Annotated in this window: 11 protein-coding genes and 1 pseudogene; 3 read left to right on the top strand and 9 right to left on the bottom strand. The window is 57.9% G+C overall.

Going from position 1 to position 18,116, the window contains the following annotated elements; all coding sequences use genetic code 11:
- Window positions 1–105: 105 nt before the first annotated feature.
- The 3 genes from bcsE to bcsG are packed head-to-tail and all read left to right on the top strand — an operon-like array spanning window position 106 to window position 3,460.
- Window positions 106–1,650: a cellulose biosynthesis protein BcsE gene (gene bcsE, locus Q3V30_RS00735; protein ID WP_306209526.1), complete on the top strand. Its 1,545-nt coding sequence runs from the start codon at window positions 106–108 to the stop codon at window positions 1,648–1,650.
- Entirely contained in the window at window positions 1,647–1,832 is a 186-nt protein-coding gene (gene bcsF, locus Q3V30_RS00730) for a cellulose biosynthesis protein BcsF (RefSeq protein ID WP_306209524.1), read from the top strand. Before bcsE ends, bcsF begins: the two co-directional genes overlap by 4 nt.
- On the top strand, window positions 1,829–3,460 hold the full coding sequence (gene bcsG, locus Q3V30_RS00725; RefSeq protein ID WP_306209522.1) for a cellulose biosynthesis protein BcsG: 1,632 nt from the start codon (window positions 1,829–1,831) through the stop codon (window positions 3,458–3,460). Before bcsF ends, bcsG begins: the two co-directional genes overlap by 4 nt.
- Window positions 3,461–3,511: 51 nt before the next feature.
- Here bcsG and Q3V30_RS00720 read toward each other — a convergent pair whose 3' ends face one another.
- The 9 genes and pseudogenes from Q3V30_RS00720 to dppD all read right to left on the bottom strand — a co-directional run bounded on the left by Q3V30_RS00720 (window position 3,512) and on the right by dppD (window position 18,106).
- Window positions 3,512–4,510, bottom strand: coding sequence for a family 8 glycosyl hydrolase (locus tag Q3V30_RS00720; RefSeq protein ID WP_306209520.1), 999 nt, complete (start codon window positions 4,508–4,510; stop codon window positions 3,512–3,514).
- Window positions 4,511–4,521: 11 nt separating this feature from the next.
- Complete coding sequence (bcsD, locus tag Q3V30_RS00715) at window positions 4,522–4,989, bottom strand: cellulose biosynthesis protein BcsD (protein ID WP_306209518.1); 468 nt, start codon at window positions 4,987–4,989, stop codon at window positions 4,522–4,524.
- Between the two features lie 2 nt (window positions 4,990–4,991).
- On the bottom strand, window positions 4,992–8,798 hold the full coding sequence (locus tag Q3V30_RS00710; RefSeq protein WP_306213279.1) for a cellulose biosynthesis protein BcsC: 3,807 nt from the start codon (window positions 8,796–8,798) through the stop codon (window positions 4,992–4,994).
- An 8-nt stretch (window positions 8,799–8,806) separates the two neighbouring features.
- On the bottom strand, window positions 8,807–11,488 hold the full coding sequence (gene bcsB, locus Q3V30_RS00705; protein WP_428979273.1) for a cellulose biosynthesis cyclic di-GMP-binding regulatory protein BcsB: 2,682 nt from the start codon (window positions 11,486–11,488) through the stop codon (window positions 8,807–8,809).
- 281 nt (window positions 11,489–11,769) lie between these two features.
- Window positions 11,770–13,873 (bottom strand): annotated as a pseudogene (gene bcsA / locus Q3V30_RS00700) (UDP-forming cellulose synthase catalytic subunit).
- A 90-nt stretch (window positions 13,874–13,963) separates the two neighbouring features.
- Complete coding sequence (gene bcsQ, locus Q3V30_RS00695) at window positions 13,964–14,761, bottom strand: cellulose biosynthesis protein BcsQ (protein WP_306209514.1); 798 nt, start codon at window positions 14,759–14,761, stop codon at window positions 13,964–13,966.
- Window positions 14,752–15,618 carry a cellulose biosynthesis protein BcsO gene (gene bcsO, locus Q3V30_RS00690; RefSeq protein WP_306209511.1) on the bottom strand — a complete coding sequence of 289 codons (867 nt, stop codon included), beginning with the start codon at window positions 15,616–15,618 and terminating at the stop codon, window positions 14,752–14,754. The genes bcsQ and bcsO overlap by 10 nt, the downstream gene beginning before the upstream one ends.
- A gap of 507 nt (window positions 15,619–16,125) precedes the next feature.
- Window positions 16,126–17,130, bottom strand: a complete 1,005-nt coding sequence (gene dppF, locus Q3V30_RS00685; RefSeq protein WP_306209509.1) for a dipeptide ABC transporter ATP-binding subunit DppF — start codon at window positions 17,128–17,130, stop codon at window positions 16,126–16,128.
- Window positions 17,120–18,106: a dipeptide ABC transporter ATP-binding protein gene (gene dppD / locus Q3V30_RS00680; protein ID WP_306209507.1), complete on the bottom strand. Its 987-nt coding sequence runs from the start codon at window positions 18,104–18,106 to the stop codon at window positions 17,120–17,122. The genes dppF and dppD overlap by 11 nt, the downstream gene beginning before the upstream one ends.
- Window positions 18,107–18,116 lie beyond the last annotated feature (10 nt).

Below are 18,116 nucleotides of genomic sequence, written 5' to 3'. Positions count from 1 at the left end.
TGATTGGTATAAGTTGTAATGTATATTTAGTGAAAGATCCTCTCAAAATAACTTTTATCTGGTCTACATTTAACCCATGTAACAGGACGTGTTGCGGAAAAAACTATGGCTTCTTCATTCACATTGGGTTTCGAACAGGTCCGGGATGAACTCATGCTGATGCAGCCTGCCGGTTGTTATTGGGTGACCGCTGACCGGGAAGAAGATGCGCGTTTGCTGGCTCGCCAGTGCATCAGCGTGCAGCGATCGGTTGCCTTAATCACCTCCGGCAGCAAGCCTGAAGCGCTGCTTACGCCGGCACCTCAGGGAGGGCCGAATGCCATTCCTCTTTTTTCCCTGCCGGAAACCCGTCAGGCCCTGTTGAATCTGACCGATGATCTGGCGCGGGTATTACCGGAAAAGCCCCGGCTGATAATATTTTTCACCTCCTCACTGCTGTGGGAAAAAATAACGGCAGAGGAGATAAAAAGCTGGCTGAAGCGCTTACAGAGCTGGTTAAGCGGCAAACAAATTTCGCTGCTGATCGTGACTTCGGGATCGGGCATAAATAACGTTCGTCATCATCTGCAGGTATTTTATCGTCACCTTGAAGGCCTTTCTCAACTTGACTGGCAACAGGACAGCTGGCATTACCGCATTAACTGGTGGGCAAACGGCGATGGCATGCTGGCTGACCGGGCAATGCGTCTCTCTGCCAGTGAGCACTGTTTCAGGCTTATCGATCGGGATGAGCAGAATACGCCGCTGACCCTGAATGATGAGCAGCTCTGTATTGCTGAAAAATCGGTGCTGGAAGGCGCTCCCCCCCTCTCCAGCCTGTGGCTTTTATTCGATGATAACAGGGCGGTTTACGATCGCGCTCTGCAGGCCAGTGCCGCCACTGTGGTTTTTGCCCTGCAGCACAGCGACGCCATTTCCGACATGGCGAGCCAGATTCACAGCCTGCGTATCTCCCGCGGGAGCGGGCTGAAAATCGTGGTACGCGAGATGCAAACGGCACTGCGCTACAGCGATGAGCGCCTGCTGCTGGCCTGCGGCGTTAATGCCATCGTTCCGTTCAGCGCGCCCCTCTCCCGGTTCCTGACCACCCTTGAAGGTATTCAGGGCCAGTCATTTAACCGCCACGTGCCGGCTGACCTTTCCGCTCTGCTGAAATCGATGCAGCCGTTGCAGGAGCGGGGCTATCTTTCACCGGAAGCGTTCTCTCAGTCGGTGACGCTGCTGGTGAACAACACGCTGCTGCCGGAAAACGGCAAAGGGCTACTGGTTGCGCTGCGCACAGTGCCTGAACTGAAACCAGAACAGGCGCTGACGCTCTGCAAGCCACGGCGATATGGCGATCTGGTCACGCTGGCGAGCGATCGGCTTTACGTGTTCCTCTCTTCCTGTCGCTTTAACGATCTGGATACCGCACTGAAATATATTTTCCGCCTGCCGCATGATGAAATTTTTACTAACCGGCTGGTCTGGTATGAAGATTTGCAAATTTTATCGGAGGTACGCCAGATGGCGGGAAAGGTGAAAACAGCATGGCACGCGGCCCCTGCGGCTTCGGCGCCTGAGCAGGCTGCACCAGCGCCGAAAGTGGAGAAATCTCGTCATCAGCCGCAAGATATTATCCTCGGCCAACGACCGGAAGAGGACTTATGACGCTGATGGATGGGGTACAGATCCTGCTGCTGCTGGTGCTGTTACTGCTGTTACTTAAACCTTTTTATGCCCGCTGGCTGCCGAAAAAGTGGCACGGGCTGCTCCTGCGTTTCACGCCGCCCCGCTCATTAAAATATGAAGGGACCTGGCGACGTAAATCTTCAACATCGGACAAGCAATGAGCCCTCTTGATGAAGCTACATCCCCTGTACGCTGGCGCGGACTGGGCAGCTGGAACCTCTATTTTCTGCTTAAATTTGGCCTGCTGTGGTTTGGTTATCTGAACTTTCATGCGCTGACTAACCTGGTGTTTCTTGCCTGGCTGGTTTTGCCGGTGCGCTCCGACAGCCTGCACCGCCTGCGCAACTGGATCTCCCTGCCGGTGGGCATCGGGCTGTTCTGGCACGACACCTGGCTGCCGGGACCGGAGAGCATTCTGAGCCAGGGCAGCCAGCTCACCGGCTTTTCCGCGGCTTATCTGCTGGACCTTGCTAACCGCTTTATCAACTGGCAAATGGTAGGAACCGGTTTTGTGATGCTGGTGCTCTACCTGTTCATCGCCCAGTGGATAAGGGTGACGGTGCTGGTGTCGCTGATGCTGCTATGGATCAACGTAGTGAATCTTGCCGGTCCTTCCTTTGCGCTGTTACCGGGTAAAGAGGCCACGCCACCGGTGACGTTAAATAATGCACCGCAGCCGGCCCCCGCCAGCGGGCTGGATCAGTCGGCACCGCCCACCAGCGCAAATCTGACGGCCTATCTGAATGCGTTTTATGAAAGTCAGAAACAGGAGGTCACCCATTTTCCTGACGCGTTACCGGCAGATTCGGCCCCGTTCGATATCCTGGTGATCAATATCTGTTCGCTGGCCTGGTCCGACATGGAGGCGGCTCAGCTGAGCGATCATCCGCTGTGGAAGCATTTCGATATCATGATGACCAATTACAATTCGGCGACAGGCTACAGCGGTCCGGCCGGCATCCGTTTGTTAAGGGCAAGCTGCGGACAGAGCTCGCACAGCGATCTCTACAAACCCGCCGATCAGCGCTGCTATCTTTTTGATAATCTTGCAAAGCTTGGCTTTAAGCAGCAGCTGATGATGGACCATACCGGGGTATTTGGTAACTATCTGCAGGAGCTACGTGAACAGGGGAATCTGAGCGCGCCGCTGATGTCGCAGGCCGGGATCAGGCCGGAACTCACCTCTTTTGACAGCTCGCCGGTGCTGAACGATGCGGAGGTGATGCAACGCTGGCTGGACGATCGGCAGAAAAGCAGCGACGCCCGCAGCGCCACCTTCTACAACCTCATCCCGCTGCATGACGGTACGAGAGAGCTGGGCAGCAGCAAAACCGACGCCTGGCAGCCGCGGGCGAAACTGTTGTTCGATCAGCTGGATGCGTTTCTGACCAACCTGGATAAATCAGGCCGCCGGGTAATGGTGATGGTGGTTCCGGAACACGGCGCGGCGCTGCAGGGTGACAAAATGCAGATGTCCGGCCTGCGCGATATCCCCAGTCCGGGCATTACTCACGTGCCGGTTGGCATTAAGTTTGTCGGCATGAAGGCACCGCATCAGGGGCCGCTGAACGTTTCAACTCCGGTCAGTTTGCAGGCCCTGTCAGCCCTGGTCTCCCGCGTGGTGGATGGTCAGGTTTTCAACGCCGCCAATGTGAATATGTCGGTGCTCACGGAAAACCTGCCGCAGACGCCGGTGATTTCCGAGAACGACAATGCCGTGGTGATGATGTACCAGGGGAAACCCTGGATACGGCTCAACGGCGGCGATTGGGTGGCTTATCCGAACTAAGGCAGCAACCTGGTTAACCCGAGCGGTTAACCAGGCGTTGCTTAATGCTCTTTAGTGCTCTTTCAGCGCCAGCCAGGCGAGCAGCTGCAGGCTGGAGGAGAAGTAATCTTCCTTGTCATCCAGCTGGTCGCTGAGGTAGCCGGTCTGGTTCAGCGTTAAATCGCGCACCGCCAGCAGGCCGCCCGCCATATTGTAGGGCGCTTTATCGTTACTCATCACGTCAATCCACGCAGGCGTTTGCAGCCTTGAGAAACCCAACCAGTAGCGCTGGAACGGCACCAGCTGCAGACTTTGCGCGTCGTACCAGTAGAGATAGAGCGGCACACGGATGGCGTCATAGCTGAAGCGCGGCGGCCAGGCTGTAGCGGGCGCCACGCTGCCATCGGCATTCAATGCTACCCAGTCAACCGGCAAACCGGCATCGCCAAAGCGCATCTTCGACAGCAGATCCATGCCGCTGTCGATCAGGTTATTCCAGACTTTCAGATGACTGCGGGCGGCGAAATCGCGCCAGGCAGGAAACAGAAAATAGGAAGGATTCAGCACGACGTAGCTGGTTTTGTTGAAACCCTGATTGCCCGGCAGCATCACGGTCTGGCCGCCGAAGGTGATTACGTCACGGGCAACAATCGCTTTCTGAATACGATCGGAAGCCTGCAGATAAGCCGGATTCTGCCACTTCTGCCCCGCCTTCAGCAGCGCCCAGGCGATCAGCACATCCCCGTCCGAGGCGTTATTTTTGTCGGCAACCGGATCCGCCGCATTGGGAATATATTTCCAGTAAAACAGGCCGGTTTGCGGATTCTTCAGGTGCTGCTGGGTCCAGCGCCACAGGCTGTCAAAACTGCTGCGGTCGTTGTACCAGACCGCCATCAGCATCCCATAGCCCTGCCCTTCGGTATGGCTGACGTTGTTGTTGCCCGTATCCTGAATACGCCCGTCGCTGGTCATAAAGCGGTTTTTAAAGCTGCTCCAGCCCTCTGCCGCCGTCGCCTGCGCGCAGCCCAGCAGCATGGCAATAATGATAACGCTCGCCCTGAGCAGTGACATGTTTATCTTCCTCATACCTGATAACGGAAGTTCAGCGTAGCTTCACTTTCCGTCTCTTCGCATACCAACGACACGGCAGGATTGCCGCCCTGATCGCGCAGCCAGCGCGCATAGAGGCCCAGCAGCACCGCCCCTAACGCCTGACGCCACTGACGGGCATCCATCAAACCATCACCCGGCGGCAGCGCCATATGGGAGATGATCATGGCGCTCTCACTCGGCTGCACATCGACAAAACCCCAGTTGAACTGCGCCAGCACCGCGTTGATCTGCGCTTCCAGATCCCCTACGGTTTGTAAAGCACCCAGCGGATAGCGGGTCGCTAACGTCTCGCCCATCTGCTGCAGGAAAGCGTGGCTCTCCCGCTCACCCGCGTTGCGCAGCATGCCGTTGATCATCACGCTCAGTAAGTCAAACCAGCCTGGCTGATACTGCTGCTGCCGATAGTAATTCAGCGTGCGCTGTGTAAGTTCACTCATGCCTATTTGTCCCCGAGCATATAGCGGAAATAGAGTTTCGCGGTGCTTTCGTTGTAATCACCAAAGGTGTCGTAGCCCAGCTGACCGCCGATGGTCACGTCTCTGTTAACCTTGTAGTCCGCGCCTGCGTGCAGATTATAACCAATGCCATTTTTACTGCCGCCCGCGTAGTAGGCCTCGGTGGCGTAACCGGCATTGTAATAGCTTTCCAGCTGCGCCTGTTTATCGGGATCGGTTGGGAAGTAAGCGCTGCGATCCTGTGAATAAGACTGATACCCCACCGAGCCGCCCATCTTCACTTTCAGATCGTCGTAATCTTTGCTCCAGTCCACCGGTAACGAGACGGCAACAAAGTTCTGCGGGCTGAAGTAACCGCCCTGACCGTAAGTGTAGTAGCTGAGGTTTTTCGAGAAATCCATCCAGCTCATGCTGATCCCGGTTTTCAGCTCGCTGCTGTCATCGTGGAACGGACGGACATACGCCCCTGCCGAGCCCATCACGCTCTGGTTGCTCTCCACATTCTCGCCCAGGTAGCTGTAGCCGCCCGCGCCGAAGTAGAAGCCCGCATCGCCGTTGTCGTAACTTAACAGCGCGTTACCACCGTTTTTGGTCACGCGGCCCCAGCGTTTACCGCTCAGCTTATCTTCCATACCCACATAGGAGAGCAGGCTGTCGGTGACGGCGCGGCGTTCGCCGGTCAGGATCAGCGTCAGGTAATCCGTCAGCTTGGGCGACCACTGAATGCCGCCCACCAGCGTGCTGAGATCCTGTCCCAGCGGCGTCGAGCCCAGATCGATTTTGAACTTATCGTTCGTCAGGCCCAGATTCACTTCCACGCCAGAGGCGTTTTGCGAGCCGGGTGAATTCAGCTTCACTTGCGACGGCAGAATATCGTTAGCCTGGGCGCTGCGGCCCTGTTCCAGCGCCTGCGTACCAAAGCGCGGCGCCGCTGAACCGGAAGCGCTGCCCGCGCTCAGGGTTACCGGCGTCAGGGTGAAGTCGAAACGCGTGTCGCCATACGGCACGGTAGACCAGGTGAGTGGCGCTTTCGCTTCCGTCAGCTTGCTGAGGCCCGATTCGCCATCGCGCCCTCTGACCTGCACGCCGCCCTGTACCCAGGTCCCGGTGCGCTCCTGCAGATCGTCCATCATGGTATCGATCTGATGCAGAGTGCGGCTCTGTTCGGAAGGAACGTCTGCGCTGGTGGTTTGCAACGCCGCATCGCTGCCTGCGGGAGCCTGCTGCCACGGCATCACGGCACCGTAGGCAGAAGGGGAACGACGCTGGGAAGGCGTGGTACGGTTAATAAACGGGTTGTCTGCGAGCGACAGGCCGCCGATAGCGGGGCTGGTACCGGTAGAAGCGCCTTCCAGACCGATCATTTTACCGCGCGCGGTGCGCAGATAGGCCAGCGCCTGCTGGTGATCGCCATCCGCTTCCGCCACGCGCGCCATTAACAGCAGGCGTTCAGGGGTTTGCTCACCGCGCAGTCCGGCTACCAGACCTTTCGCTTTCGGCAGGTCATTGTTTGCCAGCGCCACGTCAATTGCGCCCACCCGCGCATCCTGGGTTGGCGTGTCGCGGGTCAGCAGGTAGTCGTACACCACGCCGGCATCTTTATTCATTTTGCCGGACTGATAGAGACGCGCCATCGCAAACATTAAGTCGGTGTTTTGTGGGTCGTGCTGCAACGCGCCTATCAGCTTGTCATAAGCGGCAGCATACTGCTTCTGCTCGCGCAGACGGTCAGCTTCCTGAATGACATAGCCATTCTGAATACCAGCCAGCTGGGTTGGCGTACTGCGGGACTGCAGTTCCGGGTTGCTGAGGAAGCTCTGCGCCTCCCTGCTCAGACCGGCCTGATTCAGTACCGCGACCTGGGCTGCATAGTCGCCAGCGTTGCCCTGCACGCCGCGCTGCATATTAGTGCGCACCACGGTGACCGCGGTGGACAAATCGCCCGCATCGGCCAGCCCTTTCGCCAGGTTGCCCGCATCAGCCGGGTTCTCTGGTGGGTTCACCGCCAGCGCCTTCAGCGTGTTCGCTGCGGCAGCGTTTGAGCCCTGCGCCAGATACTGTTGCGCCACCGCCATCTGCAGATTGAAGTTGGCACGGTGCGACAGGTCACGCATCTGGCTGTTCTGACTGCGGGCAGGAATACGGGAAATCAGCGACTGTGCCTGCTGCCAGGCACCGCTTTCGCTGGCGAACAGCGCAGCGGCGTAAATCTCGTTGTTGCTGGCGCCGCTACGGAAAGCGGGCTGCATGATCCCGGCCGCCAGGGAGGTATTCCCCTGCTGTTGATAGAGGCGGGCCAGATCCAGACGCAGCCAGGGATCGGAGGGGAAGCGCTGAATGCCCTGCTGGAGAATGGCAGTGGCCTGCTGCGTGTTACCTGCTGCCAGCGCCTGTTTGGCCTGACGCCGTACCGGATCGCTGGTGACAGCAGGACGTGGCGTCACGCTTTCGCGCACGCTATCCGGCAGGGAAGACAACAGGGTGTTCGCTTCAGCGCCACGGTTTTGCTGGCGCAGCACGTAAAACAGCCCCTCTTTCGCCGGGCGGTTATCGGCATCACTCTGCAGCACGGAGCGGTAAGTCTGTTCGGCCGCCTCCAGTTGATTGCTGCGACGCTGTACGTCCGCGCGGAACAGCTTCGCGGCGGTCCCTTTTTCGCCCCCGGCCTGGGTTAACGGTTCGCTTAAGCTCAGCGCCTGAGCGGTGTTCCCCGCTTTCATCGCCTGCTGCGCGGTAGCCAGCTGCGCATAGAAACGGGCATCTGCCGCCTGCTGCTGACGCTGCTGGCTGTTTTCTCCGCCCTGCTTCGCCGCACGCTCCAGATAGTCGGCTGCGGCCGCATAGTTACCGTTGCGCTGGGCAACGTAACCCAGACCGGCTAAAGCATCCGCATCTTCCGGGTTGGCCTGAAGCACCTGATTAAACGCCGACTGCGCCCCGCTGACGTCGCCGCTGTTCAGCGCGGTAAAGCCCTGGCCTTTCTCGGCACCGCCCGCATTCTTACGGTAATACTCCATCACCGTGCGATCCTGCGGATGGCGCTGCTGGTAGGTCTGATAGAGCGGCGCATCGCCCGGCTGCGGGCCTAACCACATCAGCCCCTGGCGCAGAGAACGATCCGCATCCGGATTGCCGTCTGCCATGCTTTCCAGTATCTGCAATCCTTCGCGGCGGGTCGATTCCTGGTAGGTCAGCGCCTTACCCAGCGCCAGCTTCGCGCCGGTATCCTGAGGATGCTGCGCGGCGAACTGGCGGAGGTTATCCACGGCCTGCGGCAGCAGCGTGCGATCGCCCGCCATCGTCAGGTAATATTCTGCCGCCACGCTGGCTGGCGGCTCATTGCCGCTGAAGGTGTTGCGCCAGGTTTGCAGAGAGGCGGCAATGTTACCGCTGCGCGCCTGCTGACGGGCCAGAGAAAGCTGCGCTGTCGGGATAGACTGCATCTGGCGCGCCTGGTCCAGCTCCACCAGCCGCGGATCGTTGGGCGAGGCTTCGCTCAGGCGGGTGCGCCATGTCGCGGCAGTCGCCGTGTCGCCGCTCTGCTGCGTCCAAAGCGCCATCAGATAGAGCGCCTGCGTATTGCCACGATCCACCATCAGCACTTTGTTCAGCGCGTCGCGCGCCAGCTCGTCATGCGCCTTCTGGTGCCAGTAGTTGGCCTGATCGAACAGCGCCTGAATAGCCGGATTATTCTCTGCTGCCAGCGTCGGGAAAACCAGCGCAGAAGCGGCTAAGGTCATGCCCGGCACCCAATGCTGACGAAGTCTGGCGGTAAGCGTTTTTATTTTCATCATGGTTATTACTTCTTCTCGCCAGGGGACGGATCGTTCTGCGGGTTCAGGCGCTTCCAGGCGTGACGCTTCAGCAGCACGACGGTGCTCAACCCCACCAGCAGAGAGAACAGCAGCGCCAGCAACGCCAGCACCACGGCATGCTGGCTGGCATACCAGATCACCATCATGTACCACGGCATCTGTCCGCTCGGGAACTGTGCGCCGACCCGGAAACTGCGGATGCCGTTTTCATCGGTAATAATCGCCGTATCGCCCCGGATCCCGGCGTTGATACGTGGCGAGGTCAGATCCTGATGCAGGCGGGAGAGCTGCGCATCATTGGTTGCCACGGTCATCACCACCAGGCGCGAGTGGCTCCATGGCGAACGATAGCTGATAAATCCACGCCACTCTTCGTTGGAGGATAAGTAGCGATCGGCATCCACCGCCTGACGATACCAGTCGCCGGTCAGCCAGCCGCGCAGATTATCCAGCAGCGTTGGCTCCTTCACGCCCAGCGTATGGCGGTTCACTTCGTAAGGGGTGCCCTGCAACATCGCCTGATTAAAGGCGGTCTGAGAGAGCGTGGAAACGGCCAGCACGTCGCTGTTTTGCAAACGGCCCAGCGAGGTGCCGCCAGCCGGGATGCCGAACATTACGCTGTTATTGCTCAGCGCTACGCCGGTGGCATTACCTGAACGACCCGCCATCTCCAGCAGCGTACTGATTTCAGCGTTGCTCGGTATGGAAGGCAGTAGCAGTACGGTCTGCGAGTAGTCCGCCAGCCGGCTGAACGGGAAAGAGGCGCCCACAAAGTAAGAGAGATTTGGCAACAGCGTAAAGTGACGCGTATGGCTCAGGTCAATAAACGAGTCATCTTCAATGCGGCTCTTGATGTTGTTGTTGGTCAGCACGCTGCAGGGCGCATTCTCTTTGGGTTTGATGTTGAAGTAGAGCTGCAGCTGGTTATCGCCGTAAATCAGGTAGGGATCGAGCTTCAGGGTGTACTTTTCCTGACGCGCATCGCCGCCCAGACGATGCCAGATGTTCTCCAGCAGGCCAACTTTGTTCACCGACAGGTTGCGCAGGAAAGTGCCGTTCAGGCCGACATTAAGGAAGGACTTCTCTTCGTCGATCCAGGTTTCGGAGGGAAAACGGTAGCTCAGCTGCACCGGCAGGGTATCGCCATCCCAAAGGAAAAGATCGGGCGCAGCGCGGAAATTGACCCGCAGCGCATCGTGCCAGATCCCGGTAGTGGTCATGCTTTGATCTTTACGCAGCAGCTCGCTGAGGCGAACCGGACGATCGGTATCGATCCAACGCGGAGCATCATAGGGCTTGCTGATCGGCAGGGGTTGAGCGGCAACGGCCAGTGAAGCAACATCCACGCTCAGCGGCTGCGTCAGACGCCAGGCGGCCTGCCGAAGATCATTATCGGTTTTGCCGATCACCAGCATCAGCTTATAAACCGGGTTTACCGGATTATCCACAATTTGCAGCGTCGGGCCGCTCACGTTGGGTATGGCGATACCGGCAACCCTCTGCCCGGGGCGCGCAAACACAATGCCGTTTTTCTCCGGCAGCTCGTTACGCAGCACCGGGAAGCTGATGCCACGGTAATCGGTCTGAATCCCCAGCCAGGAGGAGACGATGGCCGCCGCGCTGACTTCGCCCGGCGAAACGGCCTGGCCAAAGACCATCGTCACCACGGATGGCGTCATGCGCAGCGGGTCGATAAACGGACGCGGGAAGTTACGCAGCACGCTGCCAATGTTCAGCTGCTGCCCTTCCAGCAGCAGCGTGGTTTTCGGCAGGATGGTGACCTGATACTGTCTGGCGCTGTCGCGCTCGCACAGCAGCTGGTCGGCATCGTTAATTTTAAAGCTCAGGTTGTTGCTGGAGACCACCATCGCAGCGGGAATATCGAGCTGATAATCTTCGCTGGCACTGTCTGAAGCACTCAGCGGCAGAGTACCCAGCGGCTGGCCGTTGAGCATGAGTTGCAGCGAAGTATTACGGGCGGCGAGCGCCTGCGACACTTTGAGCGACAGGTTCAGACGGGCGTTGGTGATCACTTCATCCGTTGGCAGCGTGAAGACAATCCCGGACTGCAGTTGGCCGCCGGTGAGTAAGATACCGTTAGTCTGGCCCATCTGGCTGACCGTAACGGTGCTGGAGAGCGGCTGGTTCAGCAGCGTGGGGCTGGCTGGCGCGATGGCGACAGGCGCAGGCAACGGCGGCAGACCCGCAGGCAGGCCGGTCACTGAACCGGATTGGGGAGCTGCGCTGGCCGGAGAGTCCTGCTCCGCTGCTGGCGAGTTTTGTTCCATCGCTGGCGAACTCTGCTCTACCGAAGAGGAGTCCTGTCCCATGACTGGTGAATTCTGCTCTGTTGAAGAGGCGTCCTGTCCCATCACTGGTGAACTCTGCTCTGTTGAAGAGGAGTCCTGCCCCATCGCTGGCGAACTCTGCTCTGCCGAAGAGGAATCCTGCCCCATCGCTGGCGAACTCTGCTCTGCCGAAGAGGCGTCCTGCCCTGTCGCTGGTGAACCCTGTTCTGCTGAAGAGGAGTCCTGCCCCATCGCTGGCGAATTCTGCTCTGCCGAAGAGGCGTCCTGCCCCATCGCTGGCGAACTCTGCTCTGCCGAAGAGGCGTCCTGCCCCATGACTGGTGAACTCTGCTCTGATAATGGCGCGCTTTGTCCCATTACTGACGAACCTTGCTCTGCTGACGGCGCAGAGGTGCCCGCTGCCGGAGCGGACGGCTGGCGCCACGGCATTGCCGCAGCGTTGCTGTTCGCCTGATTCATCTGCGTGGAATAGTCAACAGGCGGGGAAGTTTGCGTCGCGGAACCGGAAGGTTCGCCGACGCCCGCTGGCGGCGGGATCTGTGACAGCGCGCTGCTGTCCTGAGTCACGCTTTCCGGCGCAGCCCAGACGCTGCCCAGCGTCAGGACGGCGGTAAAACAGAGCGCAGGTAATAATCGCTTCATGCCACGCCATCCTCTTCAGCCTTCACGGCCTGACGCTGACGCTTAGCGCGACGATCTTTCCAGGTCAGCCAGAACAGTTCAAATACGGTACGAATAATGGTTATCAGGGAACGGAAAGGTTTGTCTTTCGGCCCTTCCGGTTTAATCCAGGCATCGGCGCGCGAGAGCACCACCCGCACCAGTTCACGGCGGCGCGAGAGCGGCATTTCGTCAAACTTAAGGCGGATCACGCCATCTTCAGCGCCGATAATGCCCACCGGAATGGAGATGGTGCCGGATTGCAGCATCACATCAATGGCTTCAATGGCATCCGTTTCATGACGGTTGTCCGGCGACACAACCTGCGCACCGCCCATCGACAGATTCACGGTGGTGGTGCGCGAGGAGATACCGCTGGCGTAATGCAGCACCACAGGCAGGCTGACTTCAACACGGATAGTTTTACGCGTCTGCCTGGTCTCACGCGCGACCGCTATCGCCGCCATCAGAATGATCAGGCTGAATATCGCCCAGCCGACGTTCAGCGCAATCACGTAAGGATCGACGCCGAAGTAGTCATGCGCCACGGCGCGGACAATGCCGCTCACCACGCCAATCAGCAGCAGAGCGGCGCAGATAACGTGAGGACGCACGATGTTGAAGTCAAAGAAGCCGACGTCCAGCAGACCCCCCTTATCCGTTACGTTGAATTTGCCGTGTTTGGGCGAAATCATGGTCAGGATCGTCGGGATAACCAGATGGAAGGCCATCACCGTTTCGTAAATCTCGCCCCAGAAGGTGGCGCGGAAGCGGCCATTCATGCGGGAGTTCACGTACAGCGACATCACCAGGTGCGGCAGCACGTAGGCAAAAATCAGGCTGGCAGAAGAGTGAATAATGTTCAGGTTAAACAGCAGGTAAGCCAGCGGTGCGGTCAGGAAGATCACCCGCGGCAGGCCAAACTGGAAGTGTAGCATGGCGTTCAGGTAGCAGAGACGCTGCTGCCATTTCAGGCCACGGCCAAACAGCGGGTTATCCACGCGGAAAATCTGCGTCATGCCACGCGCCCAGCGGGTACGCTGAATAATATGCAGCCCCAGACGCTCCGTTGCCAGACCGGCTGCCAGCGGCAGCGCCAGGAAGGCCGACTTCCAGCCGCGACGCTGCATTTTCAGCGCCGTGTGGGCATCTTCGGTCACGGTCTCGGTGGCGAAGCCGCCAATCTCTTCCCAGCGCTGAGCGACGGATAACCGCACAGGAGCCGCAGAAGAAGGTCGCGTTCCAGTTATCGTTACCCTGCTGCACCGGGCCGTAGAACAGCGCGCCCTCATTGGGGATTTCGCGTGCGGCCTTCAGGTTACGTTCGAATGGGTCCGGTGAATAGAAGTAGTGTGGCGTCTGTAACAGGGCCAGTTTGGGATCGCGCAGGAACGGCGCAACCGTCGCCTGCAGGAAGGCACGGGTGGCTACGTGATCGCAGTCAAAAACGGTAATCAGCTCACCTTTGGTGATGCGCATGGCGTGGTTAAGGTTACCGGCCTTGGCATGGCGGTTATCATCACGCGTGATATAGCCTACGCCCGCATCGGCAGCGAACATCGCAAACTCGCTACGCTTGCCATCATCCAGCAGATAGATTTTGATTTTATCGCGCGGATAGTCGATACACTGCGCGGCAAGCACGGTGTCACGCACCACATCAAGGCTTTCGTTATAGCTCGGCACGTAGATATCCACGGTCGGCCATAAGTTAATGTCGTCCGGCATCGGCTCGATGGTTCTCTTAAGCGGCCATGATGTTTGCAGGTAACCAAGGATCAGGATCAGCCAGACATAGACCTCGGCAAGAAATAATCCGATGCCGAGAATGGCTTCCACTTCAGAATTAAAAGAGAGCGTTTCGGTGGCGCGCCAGTAAATATAACGCGTCGACATTAAAGCCGAGAGGAACACCATTACCATCGAGATATTGCGGCTTTTGCTGATGCCCAGCAGAATAAGAATAGCAATGGAGATCAGGCCAAAAATATACTGCTTCTGGCTGTCCATGGGCGTGATAACAATCACTGCAGCGAGCGGGAATAATACCAACAGCAGCAGGTAATACAGGACTTTTTTCATGAGTCATCCTGAAAAGCGGGACTATTATTTTTACCGCAGTGAACCCACTGCGGTGTTTCAGGCATCCTTACCCGACGGCATCGCCGTCGATTAACGCGATCTCAGCGGAGCCTGCATCTCACCATCGCCGACGGTGATGTTGAGCAGGGCGGCAATGCGCTTGCCGACAATCTCAATATCAAAAGCGGCAGCCGACACCGGGCTGAAATCAAAGATGGACTGCTGCGAGGCATTGGCTTCCGCCACGCTCTCATCGCGATTCACCACGCCAAGCAACCGATCACCCAGTCGCTGTTGCATAAAGGCCGTCACGTCACGACTGATATTGCGGCGGCTGTCGCTCTGGTTCAGCACAAAGTAGTGTCCTGAACGGTGATTAAGCGCGCCGCCAATCATCCTGTCGTTTTCGATTTGCGGCAGCAGCGACAGCGAAGCGGTATCCGCCAGCATCACTACAAGGTGTAAATCGGCAAGATCGGTCATGGCCTTGAGGGCGGGACCAGGTCCTGGCGGGAAATCCGCCACAATCACCAGGCCTGGATAGTTGAGGACGGTATGCAGGCCGCGGGTGAGGAAGTTAGGGTCGCGCGATAAATTATTTTCAAACTCAACACGCTGCTCTTCCGTTACGTCACCATAAGGCATCACAAAAATGTTGCCGCCGGTGGTTAAAATTGACTGGCTCCAGTCGGGCGATTCCGCCGATTTTGCCACGTAGCCGCGGCCATCAGAGAGCGGAACACCAAAGTGCAGACGCAGGGCGTTTTGCACGTCAAAGTCGATAGCCAGCACTTTGCTGCCGCCACGGGCAAGGGTGTAAGCCAGGTTGGCAGCCATGGTGGTTTTACCCACGCCACCTTTGGGAGAACAAACGCAAACTAACGGCATGAGGCAATTCTCTCCAGCAGAGGTTGCAGCAAAGTATCTTTAGAAATCGCGCCTGAGGCAGGCTCTGAACTGAACAGCTGCCTGAAGCGTGGCGGCTGATCCGCTGTGGGTTGCGCAGGCGCGTTTTGTGCAGCAGCGGCCGGCTGCGAAGTGACCGCCGCAGAAGGCGTTGTGGCGGCAGAAGGTGCCACCGGCAGAGAAGCCATCAGAGACGAGGCCGGCGCTGGCCCGGTGGACTGCGCTGCGGCTAACGGATTTACCGTCCGGGCCGCCGCCAGCGGATTGGCTGCCTGCGCTGCGGCTAACGGATTTACCGTCTGAGCCGCCAGCGGATTGAATGCCTGCGCTGCGGCTAACGAATTTACCGTCTGAGCCGCCGCCAGCGGGTTGGCTGCGGCTAACGAATTTGACGCCTGAGCAGAGGGCACTGCGGCTGATTCAGGCTCCGCTGGCGCGGGTTCCTCTGTGGCAACAGGCTTCAGCGAAGCAGAAATGCTTTCCAGCAGCGAAGCGCCAATCTGCGCTGCCGCCGGTTTTGCTACAAAGGCCGCCACGCTGTGCGGCTGTACGGAAGCCTCCGCTACAGGCTGTGGTCGCAGCGAGTGAGGCTGCGTCAGTAATGCCTGTAAAGAGGTATGCGGGGCCGTAAAAGTATCGCCGGCAATAGGCTGTGGCGCAGCGATATCCGTCAGCTGGCCATTACCTAATGCCGCTTCCGATCCCTCGTTTATCAGCTGTTTGATGATTGCCCAGTTGGCCGCGTCTGAATTCATCGTCTGATCAGACATGTCCTTGAATTCGATATGGTTTGTTTGCGTTTTTTCTTTAAAACGCTGCAGGTCATCATAACTTTTCATGGGAACGATCGCGAGGAGTGGGGGGATTTTGCGGCAATATAGCATACAATTATTATTCGCATCAGATTATTCTTATCGCCAGGTAAGCGTCAGTGGAGTGAATAATTAACTCTCCAGAACAGATAAAATAAATGACTACGCAGACAATCAATCAACTTTGTTATTATTTGTCTTAATTAAATAATTTCGTCGGGTTAATTAAAAAATTTTGCAATGTGAGAAATGCGAACAAAGAAAGGGGATACCAATCTTTTTTATCTTTAGCAATACTTTAGAAGAAGTTATCAAACTTTGTGCTGGCGGAGGTAAATATTTGACATAAGTCACTTTTCGTCGCCCCGCTTCCCCTACTTTATGCGGCAACCCGGAAAGAAAGTGAAGCCTGCAGAAAGAAACGGTCCTGACTGCAATGTGCGATGCCCGCTGGTAACGCCCTGGATTTCTTATCGTTTTAACCCATAAAAAAGGGCGGATCCCGGATCCGCCCTTCTGCCCTGCCTGCCCGCTTTAGTTGGGAACCGGCTGACCTTCATCCTGGTCAACGGCGAAGCAGGCAATCTGCTGCTCGCCATACTGCTTCAGCTGCGGCTGGATCTGGGTACAGGGTCCGAAACGACGACGGCAGCGGGCGTTAAACGCGCAGCCTGGCGGCGGGCTTAACGGGCTTGGCAGCTCCCCGGTCAGCTTGATGCGCTCACGACGCTCGTCCGGATTCAGACGTGGCGTGGCGGAGAGCAGCGCCTGGGTGTACGGATGACGCGGATTAGCAAAGATCGCCTCTTTGGTGCCCCGCTCCACGCACCGTCCCAGATACATCACCATCACTTCATCCGCAATGTGCTCCACCACGGAGAGGTCATGCGAGATAAAGACGTAAGAGAGGCCCAGCTCCTGCTGCAGATCCATCATCAGGTTAAGCACCTGAGCACGCACCGAAACGTCCAGCGCCGACACCGGTTCATCGGCAATCAGCACGTCCGGATCCAGCATCAGGCCGCGTGCAATCGCGATACGCTGGCGCTGGCCACCGGAAAACATATGCGGATAGCGATCGTAATGCTCGGTCTTCAGGCCCACTTTCGCCATCATCGCCAGCGTTTTTTCGCGGCGCTCGGCTTTGCTCAGAGAAGTGTTAATCAGCAGCGGCTCCTCCAGGATCTGGCTGACCTTTTTACGCGGGTTCAGCGAGCCATAGGGGTTCTGAAACACAATCTGGATTTTCTGACGACGCAGCTTCTGCGCCGCCGGATCGTGCTTCAGCAGATCCTGCCCCTGGTAGAAGAGCTGCCCTTCGGTCGGGGTTTCAATCATGGTCAGCAGGCGACCGAGCGTGGATTTACCACAGCCCGACTCACCTACCACCGCCAGCGTTTTACCGCGCTCCAGGTTAAAGGAGACGCCATCCAGCGCCTTCACCAGCCGCTCCTGGCCAAACATCCCCTTCTTCACCGGGTAATGCTTTTTCAGATCGATCGCCTGCATTAACAGCGCAGAGTTTTGTTCAGGATTCATAAGTTGGTCTCCCGGCATCATCCAGAGGGTAATGACATTTGGACTGACGCCCCGGAATATCACGGAGTTCAGGTTCTTCAACACGACAACGGTCAGTCGCATACGGGCAGCGCGGATTCAGCAGGCAGCCGGTCGGGCGGTCATATTTACCCGGCACAACCCCCGGCAGCGACGCGAGCCGCGCTTTATCAGCGGCAAACTCAGGCAGCGCACGCAGCAGAGCCTGCGTATAGGGATGACGCGGCGCCTTAAAGATATCGACCGCTTTACCGGTTTCCACTACCTGTCCGGCATACATCACGATGATGTGCTGGGCAGCTTCGGCCACCAGCGCCAGATCGTGAGTGATCAGGATCAGCGCCATATTCTCCTGGCGTTGCAGATCGAGCAGCAGCTCAATGATCTGCGCCTGAATAGTCACATCCAGTGCGGTGGTAGGTTCATCAGCAATCAGCAGCTTTGGCCGACAGGCAATCGCCATGGCGATCATCACGCGCTGGCTCATCCCGCCGGAGAGTTGATGCGGATAAACATCAAGACGGGAAGCCGGGTCAGGGATGCCGACCTGGTTCAGCAGATCGATTGCCCGCTGGTGGCGGGTTTTCTTGTTGCCGCCCTGATGGACCTTGATCGCCTCCATAATCTGGAAGCCCACGGTGTAGCAGGGGTTGAGGCTGGTCATCGGATCCTGGAAAATCATCGCCACTTCCGAGCCCACCAGCTGGCGGCGCTCTTTTTCAGAGATGCGTTTCAGGTCCCGCTGGTTGAACTCCAGCTTGTCTGCCATCACTTTGCCGGGGAAATCAATCAGCCCCATAATCGCCAGCGAGCTGACCGATTTACCGGAGCCGGACTCCCCCACAATGCCCACTACCTGGCCCTGTTCAACCTGGTAGCTGATGCGGTCTACCGCGCGAAACGGTGCCTTCTCGTCGCCGAAATGCACCGACAGTTTGTCTACATTTAATAGTGCCATCTGGTGCCTC

Origin of the sequence: Erwinia pyri (assembly GCF_030758455.1) — a bacterium.
Lineage (GTDB): Bacteria > Pseudomonadota > Gammaproteobacteria > Enterobacterales > Enterobacteriaceae > Erwinia > Erwinia pyri.
The sequence above is the reverse complement of the archived record's forward strand: the minus strand, read 5'-3'. Positions and strand labels throughout refer to the sequence as shown.

What these genes read in the sequence shown, in the direction of transcription:
- dppD (WP_306209507.1), bottom strand. Translation starts at nt 18,106, where the DNA reads ATGGCACTATTAAATGTAGACAAACTGTCGGTGCATTTCGGCGACGAG.
- bcsQ (WP_306209514.1), bottom strand. Translation starts at nt 14,761, where the DNA reads ATGCCGTTAGTTTGCGTTTGTTCTCCCAAAGGTGGCGTGGGTAAAACC.
- bcsG (WP_306209522.1), top strand. Translation starts at nt 1,829, where the DNA reads ATGAGCCCTCTTGATGAAGCTACATCCCCTGTACGCTGGCGCGGACTG.
- dppF (WP_306209509.1), bottom strand. Translation starts at nt 17,130, where the DNA reads ATGAATCCTGAACAAAACTCTGCGCTGTTAATGCAGGCGATCGATCTG.
- bcsO (WP_306209511.1), bottom strand. Translation starts at nt 15,618, where the DNA reads ATGAAAAGTTATGATGACCTGCAGCGTTTTAAAGAAAAAACGCAAACA.
- bcsB (WP_428979273.1), bottom strand. Translation starts at nt 11,488, where the DNA reads ATGGGACAAAGCGCGCCATTATCAGAGCAGAGTTCACCAGTCATGGGG.
- Q3V30_RS00720 (WP_306209520.1), bottom strand. Translation starts at nt 4,510, where the DNA reads ATGTCACTGCTCAGGGCGAGCGTTATCATTATTGCCATGCTGCTGGGC.
- bcsF (WP_306209524.1), top strand. Translation starts at nt 1,647, where the DNA reads ATGACGCTGATGGATGGGGTACAGATCCTGCTGCTGCTGGTGCTGTTA.
- Q3V30_RS00710 (WP_306213279.1), bottom strand. Translation starts at nt 8,798, where the DNA reads ATGAAAATAAAAACGCTTACCGCCAGACTTCGTCAGCATTGGGTGCCG.
- bcsD (WP_306209518.1), bottom strand. Translation starts at nt 4,989, where the DNA reads ATGAGTGAACTTACACAGCGCACGCTGAATTACTATCGGCAGCAGCAG.
- bcsE (WP_306209526.1), top strand. Translation starts at nt 106, where the DNA reads ATGGCTTCTTCATTCACATTGGGTTTCGAACAGGTCCGGGATGAACTC.